This is a genomic window from Peptoniphilus lacydonensis, assembly GCF_900106515.1.
GTDB lineage: Bacteria > Bacillota > Clostridia > Tissierellales > Peptoniphilaceae > Peptoniphilus_A > Peptoniphilus_A lacydonensis.
This window is the reverse complement of sequence record NZ_FNWF01000003.1, coordinates 378,079-404,616: the sequence shown is the minus strand read 5'-3', so window position 1 is coordinate 404,616 and position 26,538 is coordinate 378,079. Positions and strand designations below refer to the sequence as shown.

General features: G+C 30.9%; 26 protein-coding genes. 23 read left to right on the top strand and 3 right to left on the bottom strand.

The features are described from left to right. Nucleotides 1–7 precede the first annotated feature (7 nt). On the top strand, nucleotides 8–2,083 hold the full coding sequence (fusA, locus tag BQ5450_RS03640; RefSeq protein ID WP_071126013.1) for an elongation factor G: 2,076 nt from the start codon (nucleotides 8–10) through the stop codon (nucleotides 2,081–2,083). Between the two features lie 17 nt (nucleotides 2,084–2,100). Further along, nucleotides 2,101–3,294: an elongation factor Tu gene (gene tuf, locus BQ5450_RS03635; RefSeq protein ID WP_071126012.1), complete on the top strand. Its 1,194-nt coding sequence runs from the start codon at nucleotides 2,101–2,103 to the stop codon at nucleotides 3,292–3,294. A gap of 136 nt (nucleotides 3,295–3,430) precedes the next feature. Here tuf and BQ5450_RS03630 read toward each other — a convergent pair whose 3' ends face one another. Next, nucleotides 3,431–3,970 carry a glutathione peroxidase gene (locus BQ5450_RS03630; RefSeq protein ID WP_010244929.1) on the bottom strand — a complete coding sequence of 180 codons (540 nt, stop codon included), beginning with the start codon at nucleotides 3,968–3,970 and terminating at the stop codon, nucleotides 3,431–3,433. A gap of 88 nt (nucleotides 3,971–4,058) precedes the next feature. Next, nucleotides 4,059–4,646, bottom strand: a complete 588-nt coding sequence (locus tag BQ5450_RS03625; protein WP_010244927.1) for a TlpA family protein disulfide reductase — start codon at nucleotides 4,644–4,646, stop codon at nucleotides 4,059–4,061. 158 nt (nucleotides 4,647–4,804) lie between these two features. Here BQ5450_RS03625 and BQ5450_RS03620 point away from each other — a divergent pair, with 158 nt between their 5' ends. From BQ5450_RS03620 to gloA, 20 genes are all read left to right on the top strand, one after another. Further along, nucleotides 4,805–5,752, top strand: a complete 948-nt coding sequence (locus tag BQ5450_RS03620) for a nucleoside hydrolase (RefSeq protein ID WP_071126011.1) — start codon at nucleotides 4,805–4,807, stop codon at nucleotides 5,750–5,752. Beyond that, on the top strand, nucleotides 5,749–6,294 hold the full coding sequence (locus BQ5450_RS03615) for an ECF transporter S component (RefSeq protein ID WP_010244922.1): 546 nt from the start codon (nucleotides 5,749–5,751) through the stop codon (nucleotides 6,292–6,294). The genes BQ5450_RS03620 and BQ5450_RS03615 overlap by 4 nt, the downstream gene beginning before the upstream one ends. A 286-nt stretch (nucleotides 6,295–6,580) precedes the next feature. Beyond that, complete coding sequence (locus tag BQ5450_RS03610; protein WP_010244920.1) at nucleotides 6,581–6,904, top strand: late embryogenesis abundant protein; 324 nt, start codon at nucleotides 6,581–6,583, stop codon at nucleotides 6,902–6,904. Continuing rightward, entirely contained in the window at nucleotides 6,891–8,840 is a 1,950-nt protein-coding gene (locus tag BQ5450_RS03605; protein WP_071126010.1) for a V-type ATP synthase subunit I, read from the top strand. The genes BQ5450_RS03610 and BQ5450_RS03605 overlap by 14 nt, the downstream gene beginning before the upstream one ends. Before the next feature lie 10 nt (nucleotides 8,841–8,850). Further along, complete coding sequence (locus BQ5450_RS03600) at nucleotides 8,851–9,321, top strand: V-type ATP synthase subunit K (protein ID WP_010244913.1); 471 nt, start codon at nucleotides 8,851–8,853, stop codon at nucleotides 9,319–9,321. Nucleotides 9,322–9,330: 9 nt separating this feature from the next. After that, nucleotides 9,331–9,879, top strand: a complete 549-nt coding sequence (locus BQ5450_RS03595; protein WP_010244910.1) for a V-type ATP synthase subunit E — start codon at nucleotides 9,331–9,333, stop codon at nucleotides 9,877–9,879. Between the two features lie 17 nt (nucleotides 9,880–9,896). Beyond that, complete coding sequence (locus tag BQ5450_RS03590) at nucleotides 9,897–10,889, top strand: V-type ATP synthase subunit C (protein ID WP_010244906.1); 993 nt, start codon at nucleotides 9,897–9,899, stop codon at nucleotides 10,887–10,889. Next, on the top strand, nucleotides 10,882–11,196 hold the full coding sequence (locus BQ5450_RS03585; RefSeq protein ID WP_010244903.1) for a V-type ATP synthase subunit F: 315 nt from the start codon (nucleotides 10,882–10,884) through the stop codon (nucleotides 11,194–11,196). Before BQ5450_RS03590 ends, BQ5450_RS03585 begins: the two co-directional genes overlap by 8 nt. Before the next feature lie 29 nt (nucleotides 11,197–11,225). Continuing rightward, nucleotides 11,226–12,995, top strand: a complete 1,770-nt coding sequence (locus BQ5450_RS03580) for a V-type ATP synthase subunit A (RefSeq protein WP_010244900.1) — start codon at nucleotides 11,226–11,228, stop codon at nucleotides 12,993–12,995. Next, nucleotides 12,988–14,430, top strand: a complete 1,443-nt coding sequence (locus BQ5450_RS03575) for a V-type ATP synthase subunit B (protein ID WP_071126009.1) — start codon at nucleotides 12,988–12,990, stop codon at nucleotides 14,428–14,430. The genes BQ5450_RS03580 and BQ5450_RS03575 overlap by 8 nt, the downstream gene beginning before the upstream one ends. A gap of 2 nt (nucleotides 14,431–14,432) precedes the next feature. Further along, entirely contained in the window at nucleotides 14,433–15,125 is a 693-nt protein-coding gene (locus tag BQ5450_RS03570; RefSeq protein ID WP_071126008.1) for a V-type ATP synthase subunit D, read from the top strand. 507 nt (nucleotides 15,126–15,632) lie between these two features. Continuing rightward, nucleotides 15,633–16,100, top strand: a complete 468-nt coding sequence (locus BQ5450_RS03565) for a hypothetical protein (protein ID WP_071126007.1) — start codon at nucleotides 15,633–15,635, stop codon at nucleotides 16,098–16,100. Nucleotides 16,101–16,245: 145 nt separating this feature from the next. Continuing rightward, nucleotides 16,246–17,607 (top strand): sigma-54 interaction domain-containing protein, encoded by a 1,362-nt coding sequence (locus tag BQ5450_RS03560; protein WP_071126006.1) that lies wholly within the window; start codon nucleotides 16,246–16,248, stop codon nucleotides 17,605–17,607. Nucleotides 17,608–17,682: 75 nt separating this feature from the next. Then, a complete protein-coding gene (gene rpoN, locus BQ5450_RS03555; protein WP_071126578.1) occupies nucleotides 17,683–18,984 on the top strand; it encodes an RNA polymerase factor sigma-54 in 1,302 nt (433 codons plus the stop codon). A 295-nt stretch (nucleotides 18,985–19,279) separates the two neighbouring features. Continuing rightward, complete coding sequence (locus BQ5450_RS03550) at nucleotides 19,280–20,746, top strand: 4-hydroxyphenylacetate 3-hydroxylase family protein (protein WP_071126005.1); 1,467 nt, start codon at nucleotides 19,280–19,282, stop codon at nucleotides 20,744–20,746. Between the two features lie 18 nt (nucleotides 20,747–20,764). Next, the gene (locus tag BQ5450_RS03545) at nucleotides 20,765–21,079 is read left to right on the top strand and encodes a NifU family protein (protein WP_071126004.1); all 315 of its coding nucleotides are present in this window, start codon (nucleotides 20,765–20,767) and stop codon (nucleotides 21,077–21,079) included. Beyond that, nucleotides 21,063–22,352, top strand: a complete 1,290-nt coding sequence (locus BQ5450_RS03540; RefSeq protein WP_071126003.1) for an acetyl-CoA hydrolase/transferase family protein — start codon at nucleotides 21,063–21,065, stop codon at nucleotides 22,350–22,352. The genes BQ5450_RS03545 and BQ5450_RS03540 overlap by 17 nt, the downstream gene beginning before the upstream one ends. A gap of 17 nt (nucleotides 22,353–22,369) precedes the next feature. Further along, nucleotides 22,370–23,704 (top strand): hypothetical protein, encoded by a 1,335-nt coding sequence (locus tag BQ5450_RS03535; RefSeq protein ID WP_071126002.1) that lies wholly within the window; start codon nucleotides 22,370–22,372, stop codon nucleotides 23,702–23,704. Between the two features lie 463 nt (nucleotides 23,705–24,167). After that, nucleotides 24,168–24,944: an enoyl-CoA hydratase-related protein gene (locus BQ5450_RS03530; protein WP_071126001.1), complete on the top strand. Its 777-nt coding sequence runs from the start codon at nucleotides 24,168–24,170 to the stop codon at nucleotides 24,942–24,944. 131 nt (nucleotides 24,945–25,075) lie between these two features. Further along, on the top strand, nucleotides 25,076–25,450 hold the full coding sequence (gene gloA, locus BQ5450_RS03525) for a lactoylglutathione lyase (RefSeq protein WP_071126000.1): 375 nt from the start codon (nucleotides 25,076–25,078) through the stop codon (nucleotides 25,448–25,450). Between the two features lie 75 nt (nucleotides 25,451–25,525). On the opposite strand, the gene BQ5450_RS03520 is transcribed toward gloA, so the two are convergent. Then, nucleotides 25,526–25,903 (bottom strand): hypothetical protein, encoded by a 378-nt coding sequence (locus BQ5450_RS03520; protein WP_010244883.1) that lies wholly within the window; start codon nucleotides 25,901–25,903, stop codon nucleotides 25,526–25,528. A 70-nt stretch (nucleotides 25,904–25,973) separates the two neighbouring features. Between BQ5450_RS03520 and BQ5450_RS03515 the strand changes: the two genes are divergently transcribed. Beyond that, nucleotides 25,974–26,501, top strand: coding sequence for a DUF3783 domain-containing protein (locus BQ5450_RS03515; protein WP_071125999.1), 528 nt, complete (start codon nucleotides 25,974–25,976; stop codon nucleotides 26,499–26,501). Nucleotides 26,502–26,538 lie beyond the last annotated feature (37 nt).

Sequence of the window (26,538 nt, the reverse complement as noted above, 5' to 3'; positions counted from 1 at the left end):
GGAATTTATGGCTCGCGAAATACCATTAGAAAAATATAGAAATATTGGTATTATGGCCCATATTGATGCTGGAAAGACTACTACTACTGAACGTATTCTTTTCTACGCCGGTAAGATTCACAAGATTGGTGAAACTCACGAAGGTGCAGCACAAATGGACTGGATGGAACAAGAACAAGAAAGAGGTATTACTATTACTTCTGCAGCTACAACTGCTCACTGGAAAGGTTACAGACTTAATATTATAGATACTCCTGGACACGTTGATTTTACTGTTGAAGTAGAGAGATCTCTTAGAGTACTTGACGGTGCTGTTGCACTTTTTGATGCAAAAAGTGGTGTAGAACCTCAATCAGAAACTGTTTGGAGACAAGCAGATAAATATCATGTTCCAAGAATTGCACATATTAATAAGATGGACGTTACAGGGGCTGATTTCTTTAGATCAGTTGATACAATTGATAAAAAATTACACGGCAATCCTGTTCCAATTCAAATCCCAATGGGAGCAGAAGATACTTTCATAGGAATGATTGACCTTATTGAAATGAAAGCAGAGATTTACAAGGACGAACTTGGTAAGGAAATTGAAATTACTGATGTTCCTGAAGAGTATTTGGACCTTGCTAATAAATATAGAGAAAATTTAATTGAAGTAGCTTCAGAATTTGATGAAGATTTAATGATGGCTTATCTTGAAGGAGAAGAAATAGATAATGAACTCCTTAAGAAAGCTATTAGAAAAGGTACTCTTGCAGTTGAAATCACTCCAGTATCTTGTGGTTCTTCTTACAAGAACAAAGGTGTTCAACTTCTTCTTGATGCTATTATTGATTATCTACCATCACCATTAGATGTACCAGCTATTGAAGGTATTGACTTAGATGAAAATGAAGTTAAAAGACATTCATCAGATGATGAGCCTTTCTCAGCACTTGCATTTAAAATTGTAACTGACCCATATGTAGGTAAGCTTGCATACTTTAGAGTTTACTCTGGAGTTTTAAAGGCAGGTTCTTATGTAATGAACTCTACAAAAGGTAAGCGTGAAAGAATCGGAAGAATTCTTCAAATGCACGCAAATAAGAGAGAAGAAATTGAAGAAATCCATGCAGGAGAAATTGCTGCAGCTGTAGGTCTTAAAGATACTACAACAGGAGATACTCTTTGCGATGAAAAAGAACAAGTTATTCTTGAAAATATGGAATTCCCAGAACCGGTTATTTCAGTAGCAATTGAACCTAAGACAAAAGCATCTCAAGATAAGATGGCTCTTGCACTTGCAAAACTTGCTGAGGAAGATCCAACTTTCAGAACTTATACTGATGATGAAACTGGACAAACAATTATTGCTGGAATGGGAGAACTTCATCTTGATATTATTGTTGACAGACTTCTAAGAGAATTTAAAGTAGAAGCTAATATAGGTAACCCTCAAGTATCTTACAGAGAAGGTATTAAGAAGGGTGCTGATGGTGAAGCAAAATATGCTCGTCAATCAGGTGGTCGTGGACAATATGGTCACGCTAAAATTAAGATTGAACCTAATAAACCAGGCGAAGGGTTTGTATTTGAAAATGCAATTGTCGGTGGTGCAATTCCTAAGGAATTTATCGGACCTACTCAACAAGGTATTGAAGAAGCACTTCAATCAGGTATTGTTGGTGGATATGAAGTACTAGATGTTAAAGTAACTCTTTACGATGGTTCTTACCACGAAGTCGACTCTTCTGAAATGGCATTTAAGATAGCAGGTTCTATGGCAGTTAGAGATGCTCTTGCAAAAGCAGATCCAGTTCTTCTTGAACCAATGATGAAAGTAGAAGTTACAACTCCAGAAGAATACATGGGAGATGTAATTGGAGATATCAATTCAAGGCGTGGAAGAATGGAAGGTATGGAACTTGTAGCTGGAGCACAAATTGTTACAGCTTATGTGCCACTAGCAGAAATGTTTGGTTACGCAACTAGTCTTCGTTCAAATACACAAGGAAGAGCAAATTACTCAATGCAATTTGACCACTACGAAGAAGTGCCTCAATCAATTGCAGACGAAGTAGTTGGAGATAAAAAACAAAATTAAAATTAGGAGGAAATATAATGGCTAAAGCAAAATTTGAAAGAAATAAACCACATGTAAACATTGGAACAATAGGTCACGTTGACCACGGCAAGACAACATTAACAGCAGCAATTACACTAGTAATGAATAAAAGATATGGCGGAGGAGAATTCGTAGACTACGCACACATAGACAAGGCTCCAGAAGAAAGAGAAAGAGGAATCACAATCTCAACATCTCACGTAGAATACGAAACAGAAAACAGACACTACGCACACGTAGACTGCCCAGGACACGCTGACTATGTAAAGAATATGATTACAGGAGCAGCACAAATGGACGGAGCAATCCTAGTAGTATCAGCAGCAGACGGACCAATGCCACAAACAAGAGAACACATACTATTAGCAAGACAAGTAGGCGTTCCAAAAATTTGTGTATTCCTAAACAAAGAAGACCAAGTAGATGATCCAGAACTAATCGAATTAGTAGAAATGGAAGTAAGAGATTTACTATCAGAATACGACTTTGACGGAGATAACACACCAATCGTAGTAGGAAGTGCACTAAAAGCCCTAGACGATCCAGACGGAGAATGGGGAGATAAAGTAGCAAAACTAATGGAAGAAGTAGACGCATACATTCCAACACCAACAAGAGATACAGATAACCCATTCCTAATGCCAATAGAAGACATCTTCTCAATCACAGGAAGAGGAACAGTAGCAACAGGAAGAGTAGAACAAGGAGTAGTAAAAGTAGGGGACACAGTAGAAGTAGTAGGTCTAACAGACGAAAAAAGACAAGTAGTAGTAACTGGAGTAGAAATGTTCAGAAAACAACTTGACCAAGCAGAAGCAGGAGACAACATAGGAGCCCTACTAAGAGGAGTACAAAGAGAAGAAATCCAAAGAGGACAAGTACTAGCAGCACCAGGAACAATACACCCACACAAAAAAATTGAAGCAGAAGTATATGTATTGACAAAAGAAGAAGGAGGAAGACACACACCATTCTTCAACGGATACAGACCACAATTCTACTTCAGAACAACAGACGTAACAGGAGATATCCAATTAGCAGAAGGCGTAGAAATGGTAATGCCAGGAGATAACTCAACGTTCACAGTAACACTAATCACACCAATCGCAATGGACGAAGGACTAAGATTTGCCATTCGTGAAGGTGGTAGAACAGTAGCATCTGGTGTTGTATCTAAAATTATTGACTAATCCTTTAAATATAAGCATAAGATATGGGGCAGGGAACTGTCCCTATTTTTGTGAGTTTTTTTAGAAAATAAAAAATGGCACAATAAATACTTGCACCATTAAAAAAATTTTTTGAATTCTAATAAACTTAGAAAAGTTATATTAGTTCTTCTATTTTTTTATCAATTTTGTCCATTTTTTCAGTTGGTTCAAATCTTTCTACAACATTACCATCTCTATCAACTAGAAATTTTGTAAAATTCCATTTGATATCCGAATTGTTTTTGTAATCTGGGTCGATTTTTTTCAGCATTGCACTCATAGCAATAGCTTTTGGGCCTTTTCCAAATCCTTCAAAGGATTTTTTTGATTTTAAAAATTTGTAAAGTTTTATTTCATTTTCGCCGTTGACATCGGCTTTTTTCATTTGAGGAAATTTTATATCATAGTTCAATTGGCAGAATTTAGTGATTTCTTCATCACTTTCTGGAGCTTGATCTTTAAATTGATTGCAAGGAATATCAATTATTTCTAAACCTTTATCGTGATATTTTTCGTATAAATTTTCAAGGTCTTCATATTGCGGTGTAAAACCACATTTTGTAGCTGTATTAACTATTAAGATAACTTTACCCTTTAGTTCACTTAAATCTAAAAAACTTCCATTTTGTTTTTCAACTTTATAATCGTAAATCATATTGCCTCCTAAAAATTTTATACAAACAGATTACCCAGAATTAAAAAAATTACACAAAAAAAGATGGATTTCAAAATCCACCTTAAAACTATTTATTTTCGTCTATAAGTTTATCTAAAGTTTTTTCAAGTTTTTCTTTTTCGAACTTTCCAACAAAGCCCCCTAAAATTTTCCCTTCGCTATTTACGAAGAATGTTGTTGGTATTGCAGTTATATTGACTAAATTATCTTCCGTAGTTGGATTTGGCATAATATTTATATAGTTTACACCAGAATCTTTTATAATTTTCTTTGCTTCTTCCACATTTGTGTCCATGTTTGCGTTGGTGTCGACTACAACTCCAAGGAAGTTAATTTTATCTTTGTATTTTTCATGTAACTTTGCAAGATCAGGCATTTCTTCCTTGCATGGGCCACAGAAAGTACCCCATATATTAACTAGTGTTATAGGTTTTTCTTTGTAAAAATCTTCTGATTTAATAACTTTGCCGTCAACTATATCGATAGTGTGAAAGTCAAAGTTGTCGATAGGCATTTCTTCAAGTTCTATTGCAGATGCAGTTTTCTGAGAAGAATTTTCATCAGTGTTTTGAACATTTTCATTATTTTTTTTATTGCATCCAAAGAAAGTAAGTGCAATTGCAAATAGAATAAGTATTTTAGAAACTTTTTTCATGTAATCACTCCTGTTTAAATTTTAAATTTTCTAAATTAATTATACTTGAAACATAAAAGCTTGTCTATTCGAAAAAAATGGGGTATAATTAATCACACTTGTTCGAGAACTCCAAGTATAAAAAACTAATTGTTCTCCAAAGAATGGAGGTTTTTATAATGAAAAAATTAATTATTGACGCAGATCCCGGGATAGATGATTCAATTGCTATAATTTTAGCGAGCTTGGCAAAAGAATATGATATTCTTGGGATTTCTTTAGTTGCAGGAAATGTAAATGTTAATAAAGGATGCAAAAATATCTTAAGACTCTCAAAATTTTTAGATAGAGATTTTAATATTTATATTGGAAGTGATAAACCACTTTATAAGGAATATATAAATGCAGAAGATACGCATGGTAGAGATGGACTAGGCGAAACTTATTTGGATTACGAAAAGAAAAAAACGAAAGGAGATGCAGTGGACTTTTTAATCGGAAAAGCACAAAGTGGAAATCTAACAATTTTTGCACTGGGGCCGCTTACAAATATTGCAATGGCTCTAGAAAAAAATAGAGATGCCTTTAAAGATACTCGAATAATTGCAATGGGTGGGAGTTTTAAGTCTTATGGGAATATGAGTCCAGTTTCTGAATTTAATTTTTATGTAGATCCAGATGCAGCTAATTATGTTATAAAGAATGCACCTAATAAACTAGAGATTGTGCCACTAGATGTGACTAGAAAGTTTGTACTTACACCCAATATTTTAGGATACATTAAAAGATTAAATAAAGAAATGGGAGATTTTATAGAAGAAATCACAAATTTCTATATGGATTTTCACTGGGAATATGAAAAAATTATTGGATCTGTGATAAATGATCCGCTTGTAATTTTAGTTGATAGACATAAAGAATATTTTGGATCTAATTCTTATTATGCAGAATGTATAATAGATGGTCCTGCTAGGGGCATGCTAATGGTAGATTCCATGGATTTTTTAGGAAAAGATAAAAATATAATTTTGTATGAAGATTTAATGTTAAAAGAAGTGTGGAGAGATTTTATAGAAATAATTACTAATGCAAATGTAGATGAAAATATTTTAGGGGAACTAATATGAAGTTTGGTTCTAAAAAAGTTACTTTCGTTGCGTTATGTGTGGCAATTAATTGTGTAAGTGCGTGGTTTGCTTTTTCGCTAAAGCTTCCAGTTTATTTAGATTCAATAGGAACTATTATGGCGGGTTTTTCTTTTGGACCAGCTTTTGGTGTTTTGACAGGTGTTATTTCTGCTTTTGTAAATAGCATAGGTGATTCAATCGCTATTTATTTTATGCCAACTCAAATTATAGTTGGTTTTACTTCTGGTTATTTTGGTTTTTTGAAGAAGGATAATTTTAAATCGAAATTTTATCTTACACTGGCGATGTCAATTCCGGTAGCAATATCTTCATCTCTTATTGCGACATATTTATTTGGAACTGTGACAACAGCGGGATCAAGCTATATTGTTCAAGCACTTCGTGCAATTTTAGATTTATCGGATTTTGTAATTGTATTTGTAGTGCAAATTATTACAGATTATGCAGATAAATTAATTTCAATTTTATTAGTTTCTAAAATATACAATATGAAAAGTTTTCAAAATATTCTGAAAAAATGAAAATGTTTCAATCAAAAGTGCTTGATTGAAGCATTTTTTTATTGAAATCAAAGGAATAAATAGAAAATTAAGGGCAATTTTATGTTGATTTTAAAAGTAAAATTTGATAAAAATTTATTTTTTTATCAAAATTTTAAATAAAAAATATAAGAGAGGGTATCATATAACCATAGCTCATTTAAAATATAATTTATAACTATATTATTTTTTTAATATTATAGTTAAATAATAATTTAACAAGTGATATAATTAACTTAAGAAATGATTTTACACTGGAGGTGATTTAGTGTCAGATGATGCATTAAAAAAAGTTAAGGACACTGAAGCAAAGGCAAAACAAATTGTCGATGATGCAAAAGTAAGGGCTGAGGAAATTATTGAAGATGCAAAATCTCAGGCAGAAGTTTCTTATAGGGAAATTGTCCAAAGGGCAAAGGATGAAAAAGATGAGCTTCTCGAAAAGGCTAAAAAAGAAGGAGAAGAATCTGTAAAACCTATAAAAGATAAGTCAAAAAAAGATGTTGCTGAAATTTCAAATATTTCCAAGGACAAGGAAGCTGAAATTGTAAAGTCAGTGGTAGAGAGGATTGTGAATAATGGCAATAGTTAATATGAAGGAATTCAAACTCTTTATCTTTGATGACAGTAGAGAAAAGTTAATCGATAGATTTCAAAAATTTAATTATGTTCATATTGTAGAGTCTGATTTTGATAAAGACGAATATATAGAAGACGACTTTGCAAGGCCTAAGTCTTTAGATGATTTAATTGAAATTGATGACAAAATTAAAAGATCTAAAGATGATATTGACTTATTACTTAAATTTAAAGAAAAAGAAAGTGCTATAAAAAGTTTAAAAGATGGAGTGGAAAATATTACTCTTGAAGAGCTTGCTGATAGAGCTTTGAGATTTCCCTTTGAAAAGATTGATAAGGAAATAAGGTCTTTAGTTAATCAAAAGGACAAAAACAATAGCAAAGTTCAAAATATTGATTCTAAAATATTTGAATTAAAACCGTGGAGAGGCCTTTCTTCTTCTTTGGAGGGCACAAGTTCTATGGACTCTGTAAATGTTTACACAGGTACAGTTGCTGCAAATTATGCAGACAAATTTGAGAGAGAGTTTTTGGAAAATGAGCTTATTTATATTGAAAGAGTTTCACAAGATAAAAACTTTCGCTATTATCTAATCATCGTGGAGAAATCCGTAGACAATGAAGTCAAAGATATTTTCTCAAGTTATGGATTTACGCCTATAAACATTAAGGCCGATAAAAAGGTAGAAGATAAAATAAATTCTTATGAAAAAGATAAAGAGCTTTTATTTGAAGAAAATAAAGATATAGAAGAAAATTTAAAAAAATATTTAAAGTATCTTGACGATTTAAAATATTCCTATGAATTTTATCGTAATGAAAAAGTTAAGATAATGTCACAGAGGAAATTTTTAAAAACTACAAAAGTAGATATGATTGAAGGTTATGTTCCCAATGAAAAACTTTCTAATTTTGAAAAGGAAGTTAAAAAAGTATGTGGCGACAATTATTATTTAAGTTCTTATGATGCCAATAGGGATTCAAATGAGGTTCCAATTCTTCTGGAAAACAACTCTTTTGTGAAACCTTTTGAGCTTATGACAGAAATGTATGCTATGCCAAGATATAATGAAATTGACCCCACGCCTTTTTTTGCACCATTTTATTTTATATTTGCAGGAATAATGGTAGGAGATTTTGGATACGGACTTCTTGTATTTTTAGGTACGCTTTTTGCACTTAAAAAGTTTAATTTGACAGATAAAAAAAGGAGATTTTTAAAGTTTTTTAATTATCTTTCTATTTCTACTATTATATTTGGACTTGTATTTGGTTCTTTCTTTGGTGGAATTATAGAATTACCAAGTTTAATAGATCCAGCGGAAGATTCTACTCTTCTCGTTATATTGTCTTTAATACTTGGGGGGATTCATATATTCTTTGCTCTTGGAATAAAGGCATATATGGACATTCGTGACGGTAAGCCAAAGGACGCACTTTATGATGTTGGATTTTGGTATATGGCTTTAATAGGAATCATTGGTTTACTTCTTCAAATTAAACTAGAGAACTTAGCACCATATAAAAATGTATTTTTAGTAGTAATGATACTTGGAATGATTGGAATAGTTGCAACAGGTGGTCGTGAAGAAAAGACGACAGGAGAGAAGATAGGTTGGGGAATTTATTCCTTATACGGAATTTCCTCTTATCTTGGGGATTTTGTATCATATCTTAGAATGATGGCACTTGTGCTTTCAGGTTCATTCTTGGGACTTGCAATTAACATGATTGCAGGAATGTTATTTGAATCAAATATACTTGGAAAAATCTTTGCGATAGTAGTTTTTGTAGTATTTCAATTATTTAACGCATTTTTATGTTATTTGTCAGCTTATGTTCACACTGCAAGGCTAACTTATGTAGAAATGTTTAATAAATTTTATGAAGGTGGAGGAATACCTTTCAAAAAAATGATAGAAAATTCAGATTATTTTAATATAGACTAGGAGGAAAAATATGTTAAAAGAAGTTATGGGACAATATGGTGGATTAATTTTTGGATCTATTGGGATCTTTTTTGCAGTTGCTCTTGCAGGTGCAGGCTCTGCAAAGGGAGTTGGTATGGCTGGTGAAGCTGCGGCAGGAGTTGTGATTGATGAGCCAGAAAAATTTGGTAAATCACTTGTGCTACAATTGTTGCCAGGTACTCAAGGTCTTTATGGATTCGTAATTGGACTATTTATTTTATTTAGGCTTAAAACAGATACACCAGTAAATACTGGATTTATGTATATGGTAAGTGGTGCAGTAGTTGGACTTGCTGGTCTTATTTCTGCAATTTCACAAGGCAAAGTTTCTGTTGCAGGTATTAATATTTTGGCAAAAAATGAAGAACAACAAGCAAAAGGTATTATCTTTGCAGTAATGGTTGAACTTTATGCAATCTTAGCATTTGCAATTTCATTCTTTATTTTATCTAGAGCCTAAGGTGATACTATGGCAGGACTTGAAAATATTTTAAATAAAATAACTGAGGATGCTGAAAAAAAAGCTGAAGAAATTATAAAAGAAGCAGAAGATAAAAAAATAAAGATTATAGAAAATAGAGAAGACGATGCAAAAAAACTATCTGATAAACTTTATGAAGTATCAAAAAAAGAGAGAGAAGATATTTTAAAAAGAGCAAAGTCAGGTGCAGAATTAGAAGCTAGAGATAAAATTTTATCTGAAAAACACAAGAAGATTGATGAAATTTTAGAATTAGCGATAAAAGAACTTGACAACTTATCAGAAGAAGATTTTGTAAAGTATGTTAGAAACAACGTAGAGGGAATTGAAAATGAGGATTCAGTTTTAGATGTTCCCGATAAATACAGAGATGCAATAAAAAAAGCTGATTTAGGATTTCAAATTTCTGATAAAGATGTCGAGAGAGGCTTTATACTTCATAACAATAATTTAAATTACAATGGCAATTTTAAGTCGATTGTGAAATCCGAAAGAGAAGATTTAGAACAATTTTTAGCAGAAAAACTTTTTGGATAATTGGAAAAGGTGATTAAATGGATAGAAGTAAATTTATCCAAAGTTCTACAAGGCTCAGAGTTTTGGAAAAGGAACTTTTAAAAAATGAAAACTTTGTAAGAATTTCTGAGTCAGATACTTTGGAAGACGCACTTAGATCTCTATCTGATACAGTTTACAACAAGTTTATAAATAAAATATCTTCTCCAACAGAATATGAAGTAGTTTTAAAGGAAGAACTTATAAGATTTTATAAAGAACTTTATGACATTTCACCATCTACAATACCCATTGATATGGTAACTTTGAAATACTTTTATCACAATTTAAAAGTTCTAGTAAAAGAGTATATTGGAGAAAAAGATTTAACTGAGTTATATGTCAATCTTGGAGATTTTGATATCAAGGAATACAGAGATGGAATTTCAAAGGGGAGCAAAAAAAATAAGTATTTTGAACTTATAGAAAGGGTTAAAGATCTCTATGAAGAGAAAAAAGATCCACAAATTATTGATATTTATATTGACAATTTTTATTTTAAAGAGTTACTTTCAATTGCAGAAGAATCAGAAGTAGATTTGTTTATAGATTATGCGAAAAATTTAATTGATTTTACTAATGTTAGAACTCTATTGAGAGCAAAAAAACAAGAAAAAGATGTGGAATTTTTCCGACATGTGATTGTACCTGGAGGTAATATTAAAGAGTCAATTTATTTAGATTTACTAAATAAAGATATAAGTTCAGATACAGAAATTTTTAAAAGACTTGGTATTTATAAATATATAAAAGATGCTCTTGACGATTTCAAAGATAAAGGAAATCTTTCAAATTTTGAAAAAGAGATGGACAACTATTTTATAGATTTGATTAAAGATGTAAAGTATATCACTTATGGTCCTGAGGTAATTTTTGCTAATGCTTTGGCAAAGGAAATGGAAATTAAAAATCTTAGAATTATTTTAGTTTCTAAGTTAAATGGACTTAGTAGTGAATTTATTAGAGAAAAGTTGCGTGATAGTTATGTATAAAATTGCAGTTATTGGAGATAAGGATTCTGTCCTTTCTTTTAGAGCAATTGGTATTGATGTTTTTGTGGCATATAAAGACATCGAGGCGAGAAGAGAAGTGGATAATCTTGCTAAAAAAGATTATGGTGTAATCTATATTACAGAAGAGCTTGCTTCAAAAATACCAGATACAATTGAGAGATATAATAACAAATTAGTTCCAGCTATTATTGTGATTCCTTCAAATAAGGGAACACTTGGCATTGGAATGAAGAAATTAAATGAAAATGTTGAGAAAGCAGTTGGAGCAAATATATTAGGTGATTAGTTTCACTTTATTATAAAGGAGGAGCTTTATTGAAATCAGGAAAGATAATTAAAGTATCCGGACCATTAGTTGTTGCAAGCGGCATGGAAGATGCCAATGTATATGATGTGGTAGAAGTTTCTAAGGACAAATTAATAGGTGAAGTAATTGAAATGAGAGGCGATAAAGCTTCCATTCAAGTTTATGAAGAAACTACAGGTATTGGACCTGGAGATGAAGTTTATACAACTGGAGCACCGCTTTCTGTTGAGCTTGGTCCTGGAATGATTGAGCAAATGTTTGACGGAATACAAAGACCTCTTGTTGGACTTAGAGATGAAGCTGGAGACTTTTTAAAAAGAGGAGTTACAGTAAATCCCCTAGATAGAGAAAAAAAATGGGAATTTAAAAAAGTTGCAAATATTGGTGATAAATTAGTTACAGGAGATATTCTTGGAACTGTTGAAGAAACTGCCGTTGTAACTCATAAAATTATGGTTCCCAATGGAGTTAAAGGAAAATTAAAAGATATAAAAGAAGGTACATTTACTGTTGAAGATACTATTGCAGTTATCGAAACAGAAGATGGAGATAAAAATCTCACAATGATGCAAAAATGGCCAGTAAGACGTGGAAGACCTTTTGCGAAAAAAATTGATCCAAAGGAACCTCTTGTAACAGGTCAAAGAGTTATTGACACATTCTTCCCAATTACTAAGGGAGGAACAGCTGCAATACCAGGACCTTTTGGTTCAGGAAAGACAGTTGTACAACATCAACTTGCAAAATGGGCAGATGCACAAATTGTAGTTTATGTTGGTTGTGGTGAACGTGGAAATGAAATGACAGATGTACTTATGGAATTTCCAGAACTTATGGATCCAACAACTGGAGAGTCAATTATGAAGAGGACAGTTCTTATTGCAAATACTTCAAATATGCCAGTAGCTGCTCGTGAAGCGTCAATTTATACAGGTATTACAATCTCTGAGTATTTTAGAGATATGGGTTATTCTGTTGCAATGATGGCTGACTCAACTTCTCGTTGGGCAGAAGCACTTCGTGAAATGTCTGGTCGTCTTGAAGAGATGCCTGGTGATGAAGGTTATCCTGCATATTTATCTTCAAGAATTGCAGAGTTTTATGAAAGAGCAGGTCGTGTAATTGTAAATGGAAGCGAAGAAAGAGAAGGAGCGCTATCTGTTATAGGAGCAGTTTCACCTCCAGGTGGAGATATTTCTGAGCCAGTTACACAAAATACCCTTAGAATTGTAAAAATTTTCTGGAAGCTTGACTATGACCTTTCATACCAAAGACACTTCCCAGCGATTAATTGGATTGATTCTTATTCACTATATCAAGCAAAAATCGATAAATATTTAGACGAAAATGTAGATAAAAACTTTTCTAAACTTAGGAAAAGAGCAATGGCACTGTTACAAGAAGAAACATCACTTCTTGAAGTTGTAAGACTTGTTGGACGTGATACACTTTCTGACGAAGATCAAGTAAAGCTAAATTCAACGAAGTCAATTCGTGAAGACTTTTTGCAACAAAATGCTTTTCACGATGTAGATACATTTTGTCCACTAGAGAAACAATTTAAAATGTTAGATACAATTTTGTATTTCTATTACAAGTCACAAGAATCATTAGAAAAGGGAGTTTATTTCTCCGAAATTGAAGAACTCGATGTAAAAGAAGATATAGCAAGAATGAAATATGTTCCAAATGATGAACTAGAAAAAATTGATGCAATTAAGGAAAAGATTGATAGTCAACTTAAAAAATTAGAAGAGGTCGGTGATGTAGATGCTTAAAGAATATAAATCAGTAACAGAAGTTGTAGGACCTCTTATGACTGTTGAGGGAGTAGAAGGAGCAGCCTACGAAGAACTTGTTGATATCGAACTTCAAACCGGCGAAAAAAGGCGAGGTCGTGTAATTGAAATTGAAGGCGACAAAGCCATGGTTCAAATTTTTGAAGGCTCTAGTGGAATTAACTTAATGGACACAAGTGTTAGATTTCTTGGAAAACCTCTTGAACTTGGTGTATCTCCAGATATGATAGGAAGAGTCTTCGATGGACTAGGAGAACCAATTGACGGCGGTCCAAAAATTATTCCTGAAGAAAAAATTGATATAAATGGAACTGCAATCAATCCAGTTTCAAGAGATTATCCTTCAGAATTTATTCAAACAGGAGTGTCTGTAATTGATGGACTTAACACTCTTGTAAGGGGACAAAAACTTCCAATATTTTCAGAAGCAGGTCTTCCACACAACGAACTTGCAGCACAAATTGCAAGACAATCAACAGTACTTTCTGGTGGAGATTTTGCCGTAGTATTTGCAGCAATGGGCATTACTTTTGAAGAAGCACAATACTTCATTGATGACTTTACAAAAACTGGTGCCATTGACAGAGCAGTTTTATTTATGAATCTTGCAAATGACCCAGCAATTGAAAGACTTGCAACACCCAAAATGGCACTTACGGCAGCAGAATATTTAGCATTTGAACTTGGTAAACACGTTCTTGTTATTTTGACAGATATGACAAATTACGCAGAAGCACTTAGAGAAGTGTCCGCAGCAAGAAAAGAAGTACCAGGTAGACGTGGATACCCGGGTTATTTATACACAGATTTAGCAGGTATATATGAAAGAGCTGGAAGAATAAAAGGTAAAGAGGGTTCTATCACACAGATACCTATTTTGACAATGCCAGAAGGAGATATTACTCACCCAATCCCAGACTTGACAGGATATATAACAGAAGGGCAAATAATTTTATCAACAGAATTATATAAACAAGGATTAGAACCGCCAATTAATGCAATACCTTCACTTTCAAGACTTAAAGATAAAGGTATTGGAGATGGAAAAACTCGTGAAGACCATGCTGATACAATGAATCAAATTTATGCAGCTTACACTGCAGGTAAAGAAGCAAAGGAGCTTTCTGCAATACTTGGAGAAACTGCACTATCTGAAACAGATAAGGCCTTTGCAAGATTTGCAGAGATGTTTGAGAAACAATATGTATCACAAGGGTTTGAAACTAATAGATCAATTGAAGATACTTTGAATTTAGGATGGGAATTACTTTCAATAATTCCAAAGACTGAACTCAAGAGAATTGATGATAAATTAATAGAAAAGTATTTGGGGGAAAAGGAAAATGAAGATAAGGATTTAGAAGATTCTGAAAGTGAGTCAAAAGACTCTCAAAATTTAGAAAATGAGGGATAATAATGACGAGATTAAAAATAAATCCCACTAGAATGAATTTGTCTATTCTAAAGTCTAAATTAGAAAATGCTACAAGGGGACACAAACTCTTAAAGGACAAACAAGATGAACTTATGAGACAATTTATAGCGCTCATAAAGGAAAATAAAAAACTTAGACTTGAAGTAGAAGATAAATTACAAAATTCTTTTAGTGCATTTCTTATGGCATCAGCTGCTATGAGTCCTGAAATGCTTGAAGAGGCTATCTCACTTCCAACTATGAAGACATTAGTAGATATTAAAAAGAAAAATGTAATGTCTGTTGATGTTCCAGAGATGGAATTTATTACTAAGAAAACATCAGAAGGGACATCACGATATCCTTACGGATATGCACAGACTACATCTGATCTTGACTATGCAATAGATAATTTAACAGAAGTTATGGAAGAACTTTTGAAACTTACCCAAAAGGAAAAAGCAGCTCAACTTATGGCAAATGAAATTGAAAAAACAAGAAGAAGAGTAAATGCCCTAGAGTATAAAACAATTCCTGACTTAGAAGAAACAATAAAATATATTCGCTCAAAACTTGATGAAAGTGAAAGAGCAAATATAACAAGGCTAATGAAAGTAAAGGACATTATTTCAAAGGATGAAATGAAAGAAGAAAAGTCTGAAAAAGTAAATGCAGAACTTGTATCTCTAAAATAGATTGAATTAAAGGAGATATTAATAATGTAAAAAATAAAAAAACAATTTTAATATTAATAATTACATTCTTTATTATTAATATTAATGTTTTTGCTTATCAAGAAACAACTGAGGATAAAGAATATGTTACTTTTAAAATATATGATAGTTTAGATCAGTATGAAGAAGAAAATCCGTATGAAATTGTTCCTTACTCATTAGGAAAAATATCAACATTAGAACCTGTATTTATTAGGCTAAATGATGGGACAGATTCAGCTAATATTTTAGAAGTAAAGAATTTTATTGTTAAAGATTCTAATTTTTTGAATCAAAAGATATTGGCAGAAATACCTCATGCGTTCATTAAGGAGCATGCGAATACACTTGTATATTTTAAAATAGGATAAATAAGTTTACCAAAAAAATTTGATAAAGTTAGAGTAGATTGTACTCAAATTAAAAAATATATATTAAATTATGGTGGTATGTCGCTAGTGATCCAATAGGATCAGGGGTAGTAAAGAAATGAATCAAGCTGAAACTATAAAGGAAAAATTTATAAAATTCAAATTACCTAGAAAAAAATCATCTGATGAGATTTTAACTTGGATAGAAGATAGATATGATGCTTATAAAATTAGCTTTTCAGAATATATAAAGAACAATAGAGTAGGATTTAAATTTATTTTAATGAATCTTATAAATCATCCATACACTTACAAATTTTCTGATGAAATTTTAGAAATTGTTATATATAAAATACCTAAAAATGAAAAGACAGAAATTTATTTTTTAGAAAATGAAACTTATAACAAATCAGATTATTATTATCTTGTATTCGAAAAAAATACACAATATTTTAGCATAGATCAACATATTATTTTTGAAGAAATTTTTCTGTATAAAGGAATATCAGAAGATGATAGGAAAGAAGATTCAATTAACTATTTAGAATATTTGACAAACATTGAATTTTTCTATAACAACTTATAAAAACACTTTGGCTCTATATTATCTAGTAAGTCTTGACTTATAGAAGATAGTATAGAGCCAAAATAGGATTCTTAAAAGATAAGATGAGTTGAAAATAAACTTGATTTGTTTATTATTTTAGTATTTTAAGGAAGGGGGCTTTAAAATGACAATAAATGAAAAAGTTTATGACAAAGAAGACTTAATTCATGTTTTAGAAAATGTAGGAGATGGAATATATTTAACTGATGGAAATGCAAAAACCTTATTTATAAATAAGGCTTATGAAAATATCAGTGGTGGTAATAGAATCCTATTTTTAGATAGAAATATGGAGGATATTGTTGAAGATAATTTAATAGATGATTCTGCAAGCCTTAAAGTTTTGGAAAATGGAGAAGAAGTTACAATGAATCAAACTTTGAAGAATGGAAGGAAAGTTTTAATTACTTCATCTCCGATTTTTGCCAAAGATAATAGCATAAAAATGGTAGTTACAATTTTAAGAGATGTTACTCGGCTAAAAGATATGCAAGAGGAATTAGCGCTAAAAGAAAAGAGAATAAATAATCTAATGTTGGTTTTGGAACGAGATGGCGATATAATTTACAGATCTGGAGTTATGGAAGATGTTGTGAATACAGCATTAAAAGCAGCTGAGTATAATACAACGATACTAATTAATGGAGAAACAGGAGTTGGGAAAGATTTAATAGCAAAGTTGATTCATAAGTTTGGATTAAGGAAAGATAAAGCTTTTGTTGAGGTTAATTGTGCTGCTATTCCAACGAATCTTATGGAGTCAGAATTGTTTGGGTATGAGCCTGGATCTTTTACAGGAGCATCTAAAAAAGGGAAAAAAGGTTTTTTTGAAATAGCTAATGGCGGTACTATCTTTCTTGATGAAATAGGAGAACTATCTCTTGATATGCAAACAAAACTTCTTAAAGTGATTCAGGATAAGAAGTTATATAGAGTTGGAGGGAATAAATTTATAAATATAGATGTTAATATAATTTCTGCAACAAATAGAGATCTTTATAAGATGGTTAAAGAAGGAAAGTTTAGAGAAGATTTATTTTATAGATTAAATGTAATTCCCATATATGTGCCTCCTTTGAGAGAAAGAAAGGAAGACATTCCGGTTTTAATAGATTATTTCTTAAATAAACTTATAAATAGTTATAATCAAGAAAAGTTTTTTGATGAGGATGCACTTGAAGTTTTATATAATTATTCTTGGCATGGAAATATAAGAGAACTGAAAAATGTAGTTGAGAGGACTTATATTTTAAGTAAAAATTCTCATATAAAAAAATCTGATTTACCCAAAAATTTGACTAATGAAATCGTTTCCGATAGGTTTAAAGAGTTTAAGGATTTGAATTTATATGAATCCATGGAGAAATTTGAAAAACTTTTAATTGAAGATGCTTTATCAACTAGTAAGAATAATAAAAAGGCAGCAGAAATTTTAAATATAGATCCATCTACATTAACAAGGAAAAGGCAGAAATATGGAATATAAAAATTTTAATATGTAATTTGGAAGAATTTTTGAGTTGAAATTACATGTTTAAGAAATGGGGTTATATGTGTGGATATGAAATTTGAACAAAAACAAAGTTTAGAGTTAAAAATAACTAGAGAGCAAATTTATTCCATAGAACTCTTAGAATTAAACGCAATTGAACTTGATAAAGTAATTACTGAAGAGGTTTGTGAAAATGTAATTTTAGATTATAGTAAAAGAGAAAATAGTATAAGTATAGATAATTTATTAAATTTATATAATAAAAATAGAGAATATAATAGTTATATTACAGAAGATAAAGATTATTCTAGCTTGCCGTTTACATATAAAGAAGACTTTAGGAAGACTTTAGAAAAGGATTTTTTAACTTATAAGTTATCGAAGAAAGAAGAAGCGATTGGAAAATATTTGATAAATAATTTGAGAGATGATGGTTATTTAGATTTAGATATTTTAGAAGTTTCTAAAAAATTCGAAGTAAGTGAAGGTTTTGTAGAAGAAGTGAGAGAAAAAATAAAATTAATTGATAGAAAGGGTTTCGCTTCAAAAAATTTAAAAGAATGTCTTTTAATTCAGATAGAAAATAAAGATATTCTTTATGATTTTATTAATATTCATTTAGAGGATTTGGCTAAGAATAAGTTAAATAATATCGCTAAAAGTATGAACATTTCTATAGAAGATGTTAAAACTTTATGCAAAAGAATGCAAGATTTAGAGCCAATTCCAAGTTCAGGAGAAAATTCGAATGAAAATACACCTTATATACATCCAGAGATTTTTATTTTAGAAAGAAACTCTGAGTTAGAAGTAAAAGTAATTGATTCGAGAGAAAATCAATTGAGTTTTAACGAATATTATATGTCTTTATTGGAAAGTACAAAAGATGAAGAAATTAAAAGCTATTTAATGGAAAAATATGATAGAGCTATATTTTTTTTAGAAGCTATAGCAAAAAGAAGAGCAACTATTAGGAAGATTGCTAATGCAATAGTTAGTATACAAAGAGAATTTTTTTTAAAGGGTTATAATTTAAAAGTTTGCAATTTAAAGATTTTGTCAGAAAGATTAGACTTATCAGAGTCTACAATTTCGAGAGCAATAAAAGGAAAGTATGTTCACTCTAAAAGAGGAGTTTTTCCATTAAAATATTTTTTGGTATCTGGAGTTGGGCAAAATGACATTTCAAAGGACGAGATCTTAAAGTTAATAGAAAAAGTTATAAAAGAAGAGGATATAAGAAAGCCTTATTCAGATCAAAAGGTTTTAGAAATATTAAAAATTTATGGCGTAGATATAAAAAGAAGAACAGTTGCGAAATATAGAGATAAACTTGGAATTTTACCATCAAACTTAAGAAAAGAATATTAATTAAAAAATTATCCGTAATTAAATTAGTATTCACAAAAATGAATATTGCATCTTGTCAACAAATTGCAATGTTGCAATAAATGTAAAATAGATTAAAGTGTTAAAATTGAAAGAATATAAGAAGTAAGCAAGCAGTAGAATTGTCAAAGTACAATTTAGAGCTTGTTTATTTTTTTGACCAACTTTATATATTGTAAAATGCAGTCTTTTAAAAATAAAATTTGGCATAATTTTTGCGTTATATATAAGTGTAAGTTTAAAACTATGTAAATATTAAGAAGGAGTGTATAATTTTATGACATTAATGACAGGTAAAGAGTATGTTGAAAGTTTAAGAAACTTAGATATCAAGGTTTATATGTTTGGAGAAAAAGTTGAAAATCCAGTGGACAATCCAATAATTAGACCATCTATTAATTCTGTTGCAATGACTTATGACTTGGCACACGATCCAGAATATGAGGATTTGATGACTACAACAAGCCATTTAACGGGAAATAGAATCAATAGATTTTGTCATATTCATCAAAGTAAAGAGGATTTAGTAAAGAAAATTAAAATGCAAAGATTGATGGGGCAAAAAACTGCAAGTTGTTTTCAAAGGTGTGTAGGCATGGATGCATTTAATGCGATTTATTCAACTACATATGAAATTGATAAGGAAAAAGGAACAAACTATCATGAAAGATTTAAAAAATATTTAGTTTATTGTCAAGATAACGATCTTGTTGTTGACGGGGCTATGACAGATCCAAAAGGAGACAGAGGATTATCTCCATCACAACAAGAAGATCCAGATATGTATGTTCATATCAAAGAAATAAGAGAAGATGGAATAGTTGTAAGAGGAGCAAAAGCTCATCAAACAGGATCAATAAATTCCCATGAGCACTTAATAATGCCTACAATAGCAATGAGAGAAGAAGATGCGGCATATGCAGTAAGTTTTGCTGTTCCTACAGATGCTAAAGGTGTCTTCATGATTTACGGAAGGCAATCTTGTGATACAAGAAAGTTGGAAGATGATGCTGATATTGATCTTGGAAACAATACTTTTGGTGGTCAAGAAGCACTTGTAATATTTGATGATGTATTTGTTCCTAATGAAAGAATATTTATGTGTAAAGAATGGGAATATTCAGGAATGTTAGTTGAAAGATTTGCAGGATATCATAGACAATCTTATGCTTGCAAAACGGGAGTGGGCGATGTATTAATCGGAGCGGCAGCTTTAGCAGCAGATTATAATGGAGTACCTAAAGCGAGTCATATTAAAGATAAAATTATTGAAATGCAACATCTTAATGAAACTATGTGGGCTTGTTCATTAGCTTGTTCTTATGAAGGAGTTAAAACAGAATCAGGAGGTTATCTAATTGATTTACTTCTTGCAAATGTGTGTAAACAAAATGTTACAAGATTTCCTTATGATATAGCAAGGCTTGCGGAAGATATAGCAGGTGGTTTAATGGTAACAATGCCTTCGGAAAAAGACTTAAAAGGTAATTTTACAGGACCTTGGGTTGAAAAGTTTTTAAAAGGTAAAATAGGAGCAGATACTGAAAATAGGATGAGAGTATTGAGACTTATTGAAAATATAACTCTTGGGACAGCTGCGGTAGGTTATAGAACTGAATCAATGCATGGAGCAGGATCGCCCCAAGCACAAAGAATTATGATAGCAAGACAAGGAAATTTAGAATCAAAAAAAGAAATGGCAAGAAAGATTGCACATTTAGATGTATCAAAAGATAATTTCTAAAGTTTAAGAGGTAAATAAATGGAGAGTCAAGAAGATTTAAGGAAAAAAATTATCCATGTTATCAACAATTATATATCCCCAAAAATAAAAGCACATGGTGGATTTATTAAGTTTAAATCTTTAAAAGATGGAGTTGTTACAATTACCCTTGGGGGTAATTGTAATGGCTGCATTTCAGCACAAATAACCGCAGAAGAGATTGTTAAAGAGAAGCTTAAAGAAAAACTTGGGGATGAAATAAGAGGAGTAAAAGTATACCAAGATATAGACGATCAAATTTGGGATTTTGCAAAAGAATTATTAAGAGGTAAAGAAAATGAATTGGAAAGATGAGTATAATAAAAAATTAGTAACAGCGAAAGAGGCTTTAGAAAATATAAAAAGCAATGATAGAGTAGTGATTAGTCATGCTTGTGGTGAACCTGTATACTTAACAGATAGACTTGTAGAATTAGAAGGAGTTAAAAATGTTGAAATAGTTCATATGGTAGCCATGGGTCATGCAAAATACTGTCAGGAAAAATATAAAGATAATTTTAGACACAATTCTCTTTTTGTAGGAGGAAGTACTAGAGAAGCAATAAAAAGTGGAAGAGGGGATTTCACACCTACATTTTTTTATAAAGTTCCAGATCTATTTAGAACCAGTCTTCCTGTAGATGTGGCTCTAATTCAAGTAAGTAAACCTGATAAAAATGGTTATGTAAGTCTTGGAATTTCTGTAGATTATACTAAAAGTGCTTGTGAAGTTGCAAAGATAGTTATTGCACAAGTAAATGAAAATATGCCAAAGACTTTTGGAGATTCTTTTTTACATATAAGTGATATAGACTATATAGTTGAAAAAAATGAACCAATAATTGAACTTCCAAAGGCAAAAATAGGAGAAGTTGAAAAAGAAATTGGGAGATATTGTGCATCGTTAATAAATGATGGAGATACTCTTCAATTAGGAATTGGAGCTATACCCGATGCTGTTCTTACATTTTTGAAAGATAAAAAAGATTTAGGAATACACTCTGAAATGGTTGCGGATGGTGTAGCTGAACTCGTCAAAGAAGGAATTATAACAAATAAAAGGAAAAAACTTGACCCTGGAAAGATGGTTGTTACTTTTTCAATGGGAACTAGAGAATTATACGACTTTTTGGATGATAATCCAAGTGTTATGTTTATGCCTGTGGATTATGTAAATAATCCAACAGTAATAATGCAAGAAGACAATATAGTTTCAATAAATTCTTGTGTGCAAATTGATTTAATGGGACAGGTAGCATCAGAAACAATAGGTGAAACTCAAATAAGTGGAACAGGTGGACAAGTTGATTTTATAAGAGGAGCTTCCATGGCCAAAAATGGTAGATCGATTATAGCAATGCCTTCAACTGTAAAAGGGAAATTGTCAAAGATAGTTACTAAACTTGATGACTACTCTGTAGTTACAACTTCAAGAAATGATGTGGACTATGTAATAACAGAATATGGAATAGCCCATCTCAGAGGAAAAACATTGAGAGAAAGATCTTTAGCATTAATAAATATAGCTCATCCTGATTTTAGAGATGAACTTTTGGAATATCATAATAAGAAATTTGGAGATAAATAAAGACAAGGAGAGAACATATGAAAAGAGAATATGGGGCTGAACAACCTGGTATAAAAATGGGTATGTTTGTATTTAGATTTCCATTTGTACATTATAGATTCGAAAAATCTGAGTTTTTACAAGCTTTATTAATGTGTGCAACATGTTTGGGAGCTATTCCTGTAATGACAGAAAATTTAGGAATACCATTTGATTTAGCGTGGGACATGGTAATAATTAACGGATTTTTATACACGCTACATTCAACTTGGGGCGATCCAGTTGTACCTGGTTGGATAACACCGTCTATACCTTTAACATTAGTATTTCTTGCAGGATTTCCAATTGGTGAAACCAGGATTCAAGCTCTTATAGCACTTCAATTACTAGTAGCATTAATATTTATAATTATGGGAATAACAGGTATAGCATCAAAATTATTAGGACTTGTTCCAGAATCTATAAAAGCTGGAATACTTATGGGTGCAGGGTTTGCAGCTGTAATTGGAGAGGTAGGAAAAGGTAAAAGGTTTGATCAAACACCAATAACAATTGGAATTGGTGCATTAATTGCATTCTTTTTACTTTTTTCTTCAAAATTTAAAAGATTAAGGAAAAAAAGTAAATTTTGGGATACTGTTAGCGGATATGGAATGTTACCAGCTATAATTTTAGCTGTTATAATAGGACCAATTGTAGGAGAATATGTAATACCAAAAGTAAACTTTTGGCCATTCATAAAAATACCTGATTTTAGCGAGATTCTTTACACAGTAAGTCCATTTTTTATAGGATGGCCAAGTGCAGAAATGTTTGCAAAGGCAGTTCCAATGGCAATAGTTATTTATATAATAGCTTTTGGAGATTTTGTAACATCAGAAGCTTTACTTAATGAAGCAGATGAAATTAGAAAAGACGAGAAAATAGTATTTGATGCAAATAGATCAAATTTAATAAGTGGAGTTAGAAATTTAATAGAAGGACTATTTTGTGCTTACCCAACTTTAGCAGGACCACTTTGGGCAGCTGTGACAGCATCAGTTGCAGAAAGATATAAAGATGGTCCAGAAAAGATGGAAAGTATTTTTTCAGGGGTAGGAACATTTAGGTGGTCAACATTTTTAGCAGTTGCTATAGTTCCTATAGTTGGATTTGTTCAACCAATTTTACCTGCAGCATTAAGCATGACTCTTTTAGTACAAGGATATATATGTGTAAGACTTGCTATTGATTTAACAATTTCAGATGTGGACAAAGGAATAGCAGGAGTCATGGGAGCAGTTATTGCTTCAAGAGGTGCAGCATGGGGATTAGCTATTGGATTAATATTATATTTCCTATTGACAGAAAAGAAAGGTTTTCATCAATCATAAATTAAAAAATAAAGCTATAAAGTTAATTAATTTTAGACTAATCTTTTAATAAAAATCTTAAATTAGAAGATTGTATGCTTAAATTAGTTATTTAATAACGAAAGGATGATTTTATCAAAGAACGTATTTTTGTAGGGATAAAATATTGTGGAGGATGCCAAAGTCAATATGATAGAGGAGAGATAGTAAAGAATATAATTAAAGATTTTCAAGAATTTGATTATTCTTTTGTAGAGGATAAAAAATCATATGATTATTTATTATTAGTATCAGGTTGTTCTATAAAATGTGCAGAAATTGGAAAATATATAATTAAAAATAAAATTATAGATATAAATAATAATAATTATAAAGAGTATAAAAAAATTATTTATACGGTAATTAACAAATAAGCTTTAGACATTGGAAAATTTATAAAATGTTATATGTTTTATATATCATTTATGTTAAGAATGGAGAAATTATGAAGAACTTGTTAATTGAAATTGAGAATGAAATTGCGGTTGTAAGTATTAATCGAACAAAAACGTTAAATTCTCTTAACTCTGAAACTCTAAAGGAAATGAATGAAATTTTTACAAACATAGGAAAAAGGAAGGACATAAAAGTTGTAATAATAACAGGTAAAGGAGAAAAATCATTTGTTGCAGGGGCAGATATTTATGAAATGTTGAAATTAAGTCCAAAAGAAGGTAGAGACTTTGGACTTTTAGCCTTTGATACTTTTAAAAAAATAGAAGAAATACCACAAGTTACGATTGCAGCTGTAAATGGATTTGCCTTAGGAGGGGGATGCGAACTGTGTATGGCATGTGATTTTAGAATAGCATCTGAAAATGCAATATTTGCTCAGCCAGAAGTGGGATTAGGAATCATTCCAGGATTTGGTGGAACGCAAAGGTTGCCTAGATTAATAGGAAAAGGAAGAGCAAAAGAATTAATATTTACTACTGATAAAATTGATGCAGCAGAAGCTTATAGGATTGGACTTGTAAATAAGGTTGTAGATCAAGATAGTCTTCTAGATTATTGTAAAGAAATAGCTGAAAAGATTATTGAGAAAGGATCATATGCAATTTCTATTGCAAAACAAGCTATAAATATTGGAATGGAAATGAGTTTAGAAGATGGACTTCAATTGGAAGCGAACTTATTGGGTTTGGTATTTTCTACTAATGATAAAAAAGAAGGTCTAACAGCATTTTCAGAAAAAAGAAAACCTGAATTAAAAGATTTCTGATTATAAAGATTAATTATTATTTGATGTGTATTTTTCTAAATTTTTGGGAATATCTATTTTTAATTTAAACACAACAAGTTAAAGTGTGTAATAAGTATAAATTATTGGTATAAGTAAAATGGAGGGATATTATGAAATTTTTACACACAATGATTAGAGTAAAAGACTTGGAGAAATCTGAAAAGTTTTATAAAGAATCTTTGGGATTTGTTGAAAGTAGACGTAAAGACTTCCCAGAAGATGAATTTACACTTTTATATTTAAAGCTTGAGGGTTCACCATATGAACTTGAGCTGACATATAATTATGATGGAAGAGATTACACAGTGGGCGATGGTTATGGTCACATTGCAGTATCTCATAAAGATATAAAGGCATTTAGAGAAGAGTTAAAAAATAAAGGTTATGATGTGACAGAATTAAAATCGCTTTCAGACAATTCAGATTCCTACTTTTTTGTAAAAGATCCAGATGGTTATAAAATTGAAGTAATAGGCGAAAAATAATAAAAAAATTCCACATCAATGTGATGTGGTTTTTCTACTTTATAGTATAAATAAGAGTTTAGGAAAGATTTAAACTTAGTCTAATAATATACCTCTTAAAATTCCATGGAGAAGGTGATCTCCATTTTCATCATAGACATCAGAAGTTATGTCTATAAAGTTTCTATCTTTTTTATTTTCTATATTATCCACAACATTTATACTTTTAATCTTTCTTCCAGTATAAGCTTTTTTCAAAAAATCAAATTCCATTTTATACATTAAAATGTCGTAGTCGCCGCCAATTTTATTTGTAAGGCTTGCAGTTAAAAGTCCCTGTAAAAGATATTCACCCTTTTCATTTGGACCTTTGTGATGTTTTCCCCAAAAATTTGCATTTTTTGCGTAGTCATACACATCTTTTTCTGTAAAAATTCTTTCATAAATAACTTCATCATCTTTATTTAATTTCATAAAAGCACCTCATAATTAATATACCCAATAAATATTTTTAAATATGGTACAATAAAATTGAGGTGTTAAAGTGAAAAAAATTTTATTGTATGGACTAGATATTGAAAAAACAAAAATAGTGGAGAAAGTTGCAAGGGAATTTGAAATTGAAATAAATAAAATAACAAAAAATGAGCTTGACAAAAAAGTTGGTGAGCTTTTTGAAATGGATTTAAGTAAAGGTGAAGTGGAAAAAGACAAAGGCAAAGAAAAACTAATGGTATTCTCTGATTTTGACAGAAATATTTTGAGAGATTTTTTAATTTCGCTCAGAAATGAAGGAGTGACAGTTGATAACAAATGTGTTTTTACAAAGACAAATTCTAATTGGACTTTTTCATATTTAATGGGTCATATAGCAGACGAACACAGAATGATGATGAAGTTTAAAGAACTTGGCGGACTTGTAAAAATTGCACTTGATAGGTTGAAAAACACAGAAGATGATGAACTAATGAGTTTAGTTGAAAGGGCAATAGAAAATAAAAACAAGGAGTTAGATGAGAAAAGGCTTGATAAGGATATAAATGACTTAAAAGAAAAATTAAATTTAAAATAAATATAACCTCTGTGCATTGCATGGAGGTTATTACTTT

Coding starts and splice junctions, on each gene's coding strand:
- BQ5450_RS03535 (WP_071126002.1), top strand. CDS start 22,370: ATGAAAAGAGAATATGGGGCTGAACAACCTGGTATAAAAATGGGTATG.
- BQ5450_RS03605 (WP_071126010.1), top strand. CDS start 6,891: ATGGCAATAGTTAATATGAAGGAATTCAAACTCTTTATCTTTGATGAC.
- tuf (WP_071126012.1), top strand. CDS start 2,101: ATGGCTAAAGCAAAATTTGAAAGAAATAAACCACATGTAAACATTGGA.
- BQ5450_RS03600 (WP_010244913.1), top strand. CDS start 8,851: ATGTTAAAAGAAGTTATGGGACAATATGGTGGATTAATTTTTGGATCT.
- BQ5450_RS03530 (WP_071126001.1), top strand. CDS start 24,168: ATGAAGAACTTGTTAATTGAAATTGAGAATGAAATTGCGGTTGTAAGT.
- gloA (WP_071126000.1), top strand. CDS start 25,076: ATGAAATTTTTACACACAATGATTAGAGTAAAAGACTTGGAGAAATCT.
- BQ5450_RS03565 (WP_071126007.1), top strand. CDS start 15,633: ATGAATCAAGCTGAAACTATAAAGGAAAAATTTATAAAATTCAAATTA.
- BQ5450_RS03620 (WP_071126011.1), top strand. CDS start 4,805: ATGAAAAAATTAATTATTGACGCAGATCCCGGGATAGATGATTCAATT.
- BQ5450_RS03570 (WP_071126008.1), top strand. CDS start 14,433: ATGACGAGATTAAAAATAAATCCCACTAGAATGAATTTGTCTATTCTA.
- BQ5450_RS03560 (WP_071126006.1), top strand. CDS start 16,246: ATGACAATAAATGAAAAAGTTTATGACAAAGAAGACTTAATTCATGTT.
- BQ5450_RS03590 (WP_010244906.1), top strand. CDS start 9,897: ATGGATAGAAGTAAATTTATCCAAAGTTCTACAAGGCTCAGAGTTTTG.
- BQ5450_RS03540 (WP_071126003.1), top strand. CDS start 21,063: ATGAATTGGAAAGATGAGTATAATAAAAAATTAGTAACAGCGAAAGAG.
- BQ5450_RS03630 (WP_010244929.1), bottom strand. CDS start 3,970: ATGATTTACGATTATAAAGTTGAAAAACAAAATGGAAGTTTTTTAGAT.
- BQ5450_RS03595 (WP_010244910.1), top strand. CDS start 9,331: ATGGCAGGACTTGAAAATATTTTAAATAAAATAACTGAGGATGCTGAA.
- BQ5450_RS03585 (WP_010244903.1), top strand. CDS start 10,882: ATGTATAAAATTGCAGTTATTGGAGATAAGGATTCTGTCCTTTCTTTT.
- BQ5450_RS03550 (WP_071126005.1), top strand. CDS start 19,280: ATGACATTAATGACAGGTAAAGAGTATGTTGAAAGTTTAAGAAACTTA.
- BQ5450_RS03520 (WP_010244883.1), bottom strand. CDS start 25,903: ATGAAATTAAATAAAGATGATGAAGTTATTTATGAAAGAATTTTTACA.
- BQ5450_RS03575 (WP_071126009.1), top strand. CDS start 12,988: ATGCTTAAAGAATATAAATCAGTAACAGAAGTTGTAGGACCTCTTATG.
- BQ5450_RS03615 (WP_010244922.1), top strand. CDS start 5,749: ATGAAGTTTGGTTCTAAAAAAGTTACTTTCGTTGCGTTATGTGTGGCA.
- BQ5450_RS03625 (WP_010244927.1), bottom strand. CDS start 4,646: ATGAAAAAAGTTTCTAAAATACTTATTCTATTTGCAATTGCACTTACT.
- BQ5450_RS03545 (WP_071126004.1), top strand. CDS start 20,765: ATGGAGAGTCAAGAAGATTTAAGGAAAAAAATTATCCATGTTATCAAC.
- rpoN (WP_071126578.1), top strand. CDS start 17,683: ATGAAATTTGAACAAAAACAAAGTTTAGAGTTAAAAATAACTAGAGAG.
- fusA (WP_071126013.1), top strand. CDS start 8: ATGGCTCGCGAAATACCATTAGAAAAATATAGAAATATTGGTATTATG.